Annotated in this window: 3 protein-coding genes; all 3 read right to left on the bottom strand. The window is 38.6% G+C overall.

Annotated elements, in window-relative coordinates:
* Positions 1 to 336: 336 nt before the first annotated feature.
* Positions 337 to 3,273 (bottom strand): OmpL47-type beta-barrel domain-containing protein, encoded by a 2,937-nt coding sequence (locus AC11ZT_RS13520; protein WP_484060101.1) that lies wholly within the window; start codon positions 3,271 to 3,273, stop codon positions 337 to 339.
* A gap of 280 nt (positions 3,274 to 3,553) precedes the next feature.
* A complete protein-coding gene (locus tag AC11ZT_RS13515; RefSeq protein WP_484060100.1) occupies positions 3,554 to 4,387 on the bottom strand; it encodes a DUF3974 domain-containing protein in 834 nt (277 codons plus the stop codon).
* A gap of 33 nt (positions 4,388 to 4,420) precedes the next feature.
* Positions 4,421 to 5,470: a toxic anion resistance protein gene (locus tag AC11ZT_RS13510; RefSeq protein WP_484060102.1), complete on the bottom strand. Its 1,050-nt coding sequence runs from the start codon at positions 5,468 to 5,470 to the stop codon at positions 4,421 to 4,423.
* Positions 5,471 to 5,636: the final 166 nt, after the last annotated feature.

Genomic DNA, 5,636 nt, shown 5'->3' with positions numbered 1-5,636 from the left:
ATTGGTGATAAAGCAACATTTCCTGGTGCAGATGGCGGAACAAATGCAATCGTACTAAGTGCGAATACAAACACGGCTAATACGCTAGCTGCAAATTTATTGCGGAACAATTTAAACATTTTTTCACACTCCTTCTTATTTTTGTAAATCTTACGAATTGATTATACTTTTCTATAAATTAGGTTTATTTAGTATTTTTGTTAAAAAAATATTTTTTTCAACGACAAAAATTCTAGGCGATAGTCATCAGATAATAAGAGAAAACTAGACATAAAAAAACGGGCTGTCTCCAAAATATCGTTTATATTTGACTTTTGAAGACAGCCTCTTACTTAGTTATAACTGCGTACGAATGCTCTGTATATCCATGATAAGCACTAAAGCAAAACTAGGAGATATTGACTTTCCAAGTTGGGCTCTAATTTCATTTTCTAATGCTTGTAATTTATTCAATTGTGCTTGTTTCGTAGGCGCATCCTTAATACCTTCTATTTTTGCTAGTAAGCTTGATACGGTTCCTTGCTTTTGAATATCATTATGGTTAAAACCAATTGACACTAACTCACTTAAGTGAAAAATATCGATTTTATTTTCTAACGTAAATGTCTGACTTGCTTTATTTCCTGCATTATCTTCTACATTGACGGTGAACACGTGCGATCCTACTAACAAGGATAATGGCGAAACAGCATCTAAACTATCAATAACATGATCATCTAGTGTGTATATAACTGTTTTTACACCACTTATGGAATCCTCAACTTTTACAGTAACAGGGATAGATGCATCGGTTTGATAGAATGACGGTACCCCATCCATTGTAATAGCCGGTGCCAACTTATCGATCCATATCGGCAGTATTTTGCTGTCTTCTACATTTCCAGCCCTATCAACGGAACGATACTCAATGCTATGCTTCCCTTCTTCAGAAATGATAACTGGTCCATCTACTGTAATCCAATCTCCACCGTCTAATCGATATTCTGTTTTTTCCACTCCGGAACCATTTTCATCACTTGCAGTAAACGTTACTGTTACGTCTTTCGTATTATACTGATTTTCGCCGTAGACACCATCTACAACCGCTGTTGTAACAGGAGCAATTGTATCTGCCAATTCAAAATTTGCATATTCTAACGGTTTTAACTGATACGTTCCTTTAAAAATTGAAGAAATTCCGGTAATATTTACCCAGCTTCCCTCCGGATATTGTTGTTGGAATGCAGACTGAGATATGCCCGTTCTACCATCAACCCGAACATGCATTGTTCCATTTTGACCGACTGCATCAAATTCAAATGAACCTGATGGAGAAGCAGAGACAATATTATGAATCACTACATTTTCAATTTTTATAAGGCGCCCCTGATTTTCATTATTAATGGTCGCTTGTACCTCTGGTTGCGGCAAAGCAGATGTACCTACCTTCTTTAGTACAACTGGATTGCTAAGCTCGACTTCCCCATTATATGTTGTTTTGATAGCACTAATAGAAATTCGATCACCTTTATGAAGACCCGCTGTATTTTGATATACGTAAATTCCTGCAGCATCGTCCTGCAAATAAAAACCTTGTCCTCCGAATACACTAGGCTCTGAAGTAATAACACCTTCCACTGTAACAAGCGTATCATCTGCTGCTTGTCTAGCTGTTAGAATCGAAACAGGCGCTGGTACAGGTATCGAATCCTCTGGTAATGTCTCCGCTGGAACATTTGCAATTGTTACACTTTCTGTCATTACATTGTTTGATCCCTGCTTCAATCGTAAATTCGCCGCTCCTTGCTTTCCTGGTTTAATTTTTACCGTTAATTCCGTCGATGCATGGCCGGTAGCATCTGCAGTAAGTGTAAAATCAGGACTATACCCGTAAGTTGACCATGTGCCATCAGCATTCTGAAATTGCGCAATTTGCTCTCCGCCTGTTAGATATATACCTGCTTTTAAGCCTCCTTGCGACTGTCCTGGTAGCAGATGATCTACCGTTACGCGAATTTTAAATTCTTGTTGGCTCGGTAATGTTGCTTGATGTACGAATTTATACACAGGATTACTGCTCGGTTTCGTCGTGGAACCGTATGATCCTGCCTTAAACGTAGAAGGATCGTACCACTTATATCCAGGGTCCGGCGCAGCCCATGGTTCCGGTTGTGGCTCTGTTGAAGAAGCTGGATCTTCCATTGAAAGTAGCTTAGTCGGTTGATCTAATTGCAAACCTTGTACTTGAGAAAAGTTCGTATAACTTTCCTTCTGAGAAAGCCACTCTACCGTTTGTACTAAGAATTTTGAATCGTTTACTTCTTTATATCCATCATATGTTATTTTCGCTTTCCCATTATCTTCACGTAAATACTTCGGTGTAGCATCTTCCACAGGTGAAGAATCTCCGATAAACGCAGCCTTTCCTAGGCCAACTTTCGATATAGCAGCAAACGCACCTTCTGCGCGGCCTCCGCCATCATATACACCTTGGTCTACCGCATTTGCCCATGCAGGAACGCCTGTTGGTATGTACACGATTCCTTTTGCCTTTTGCGGATCTAAAATGGCAAGTGTAGAACCTGCATGCATGGCAACTGCACTGACACCTTGTGTAATGCCGAACGATTGATCAGCTGTTACTATATCGGTAGCGTTTACATCACCGATTGCATTGTAACGAAAACGAATACCAAAATTTGATCCAAGCCAATCCGAACTTGTCAATCCTTGCATAGCTGGAGAACTTGCTTCCTCTGTTGTCATTCCTTGAGTAGGGTTCGTAAACGCACCACGGCGAAACCCATTCATTACTTCAGATGCATCCCAACGATTTTTATTTCGGTCTGCATTGTAATGGTCCGCGATAAAGAAAATACTTCCTCCGTTTTGTACATATTGAAGCATCGCATCTTGCTCAGATTGTTTATACGGAATGTTTGCTTCACCGATGATAAATACATCGTAATTCTTCAGTTTGTCGTACGTAACCGCTTGTTCCCCAAACGTATACGGGATTTGACGGTCCAATTGTTCTACAGTATATCCGTCCGCTTTTAAGCCGTCCGAAAAATCTGAAAAGGCACCGTCTATTACCCAGTCTGCTGCTCCTGCCGTTTGGCCGTGTGTATTATCAAATAATACTTTCTTCCCTGTTAAAGCAGCTTGTCCTACATTTGTTGCTACAGTACTGCTATTTGCTGATGCTGGTGGTACAAATGAAATCGTATTCAATGCGAATATGAACGCAGCTAATACAATCGCTGCAAACTTATTCCAAAACACCTTACCCATTTTATCACTCTCCTTCTTATTTTTGTAAATCTTACAAATTGATTATACGTGGTTCATCTTTTTGTATTTTAATAGTTTTGTAAATAATATATAAATTTTATAAATAAAGGGTATTATATTTTTTCCAGGATATTTAGCATGGGTATGATAGGGATTATAGGAAAATAGGTATCACATAAGAAATTAAAAAAGCCTCTCATCTCTACTATATGGAAACGATTCTCCATATGGCAGAGATGAGAGGCTTGGGGCATTAGTTTTTTCACAAAAAAACAATAAACTAATTTTGGTACAATTTCTCTCTCGCTGTACGAATCTTCACGTTTATTGCGTCTTCGACCGATTCGTATATGCTTTGTTCTTCCTGCTGTAATGTTTCTTGAAATTCCTTCAAGAACACTGCTAATTCCTGCTCTTTTCCAAGCCGCTGTGCGGGAGGAAGCTGGGATATAAGCTCTAACATGCTAGGAAGATCTTTAGTTAAAAACATTTCATATTTATGCTGCTGCTCGTACATTTTATTAGCACGGTAATACGGGATACTTTGCATCACCGATGTGACAATTTCATCAATGGTGTGCTGCAACGTTATGTTTACTACCTTTTTATAATGTTGAATTTCTGAGAGCACTGCATCGTACTCATCATAGAAAAAGATACGATAGAAGGAAAGATCATGTTTCTTGGTAGGATGATAATATTCTTCTTCCATATAGTCACGCAAAACAGAAACTGTATTTTCTACATCCTCTTTCGTAAAGCTTCGTTTATGGCGAACAATACTATGAAGCTTCTTCTGCTCATCCTTAGAAAGGGAGGATATGATATATCCTTTTGTTGCATCATCGCTTGCACTAAATAGAACGGTTAGCGTTGCTACATCTCGCATACCATTTGATTGCATCCACTGACGAAAAAGCGAATTACGCGTAAACTCATTTAAAAAAGGAATCGTCGAATTGGAAACACGTTGCAACGATTCCGTCGCTCTTTTGTAGGGCTTCTTCCACGAATAATATACCTTTCGACCTAGAACAATAGCCGCAACAACAGCACTCAACCCAATTGCAACTAAAATCCAAATAATTGTGAATAATACTCCCAATATACTCATAATAATCACCTCCAAGCCTTTCTCACATCGTTATTACTTTGTTGCATACGGAATTAATTTCTTCTTCATTTCATCATTAAATGTATCAATTTCTTTCACAAATGTCTTACTTGATTGAATAATCCGTTCTGAAGACTCTTCTGAAGCCTGCAAGGCAGCGAAAATATTATCAAACGATTCACGCAGCTTGTCCATTCCAATCGCTGGATTTTCAAGCAGACGTGTCGTTTCCTCTGTATTTTGCTTCAAAGCACGAGAATTGCTAAGAATCATCGTTTCAATCGCTTCATTCGTTGCATTTACAGCGTCAATACTCTTACGTTGATTAGCAAGAGCAAGCTGTATAGAAGCTGAAATCGTAACGACATTTTGTGTCATGGAAACGGCATTTCGAATCGCTTCTATCAATTTCTCATTATTTTTCTTTATAATATCAATCGATGCAATGGACTGCAAAAGAATACTCTTTGCTTGTTGCATATTACGAGTACGAACGAGAATTTTTTCAAGTGCCTCGTTAATAAGCACGACATCCTTGCTCCGTTCTGGCTTTTGTCGTTCCTCTTCTAGCATTTCGGATAGTCTCTTACCAAGATACACTTGCTTATCAAGCGCTTCTATCTTTTGTATGGACCGTTCCTTTAGTACCTGCAGACCAACACTATCTTCTTGCAAATTATCTCGTCCGACTAACAAAGATTTAATAATCGCTTCAATTTGTTTATCTATAGATTGATATTTAATCATATAGGCTTCTAATGGGTTTTTGCGAAGCATTTTATTCATCACACGTTTGAATCCAGATGCATGCATGGGATTTGGATCTAGCTGAGAAACAGCTTTACGCAGTTCAAGCAATGTGTTCGGTATTTCATCATTCTTCCCATTCATCATTGCAACAACTGGCTGTTTCAGAGCAGTTAACGTCTCTCCTGCTTCACGTTGTTCTTTATCACCAAGCGCTGCTAGCTGTGTCAACACATTCGAAATATCAACATTCCGTTCACTGTTCAACTTTTGCACATATAAATCTGCTTCCTTATTCAGCTTTGCAAGCTCTTCTTCTTTCACAATCAGCTCCACATGCTCTTCTGGGGAAGCAGCTAGAAGTTCTTTGTTTTGGTTATCCAAATGAATCCCTCCTTAACTACTGCTACTTCCATTGTAGACGAAAAATACAGGATTCACCATACATGGTAAGTCAAAAAAAGTAGAAAGACCAAAAAAACATACTCAAACGAAAGATTAC

The sequence above is a fragment of the Ectobacillus sp. genome (assembly GCF_056992975.1).
Note: the sequence above shows the minus strand (reverse complement) of the source record. Positions and strands in the feature narration are given on the sequence as shown.

Excerpts from the sequence above, each read along its gene's own strand:
- AC11ZT_RS13520 (WP_484060101.1), bottom strand. The coding sequence starts at position 3,273 with ATGGGTAAGGTGTTTTGGAATAAGTTTGCAGCGATTGTATTAGCTGCG.
- AC11ZT_RS13515 (WP_484060100.1), bottom strand. The coding sequence starts at position 4,387 with ATGAGTATATTGGGAGTATTATTCACAATTATTTGGATTTTAGTTGCA.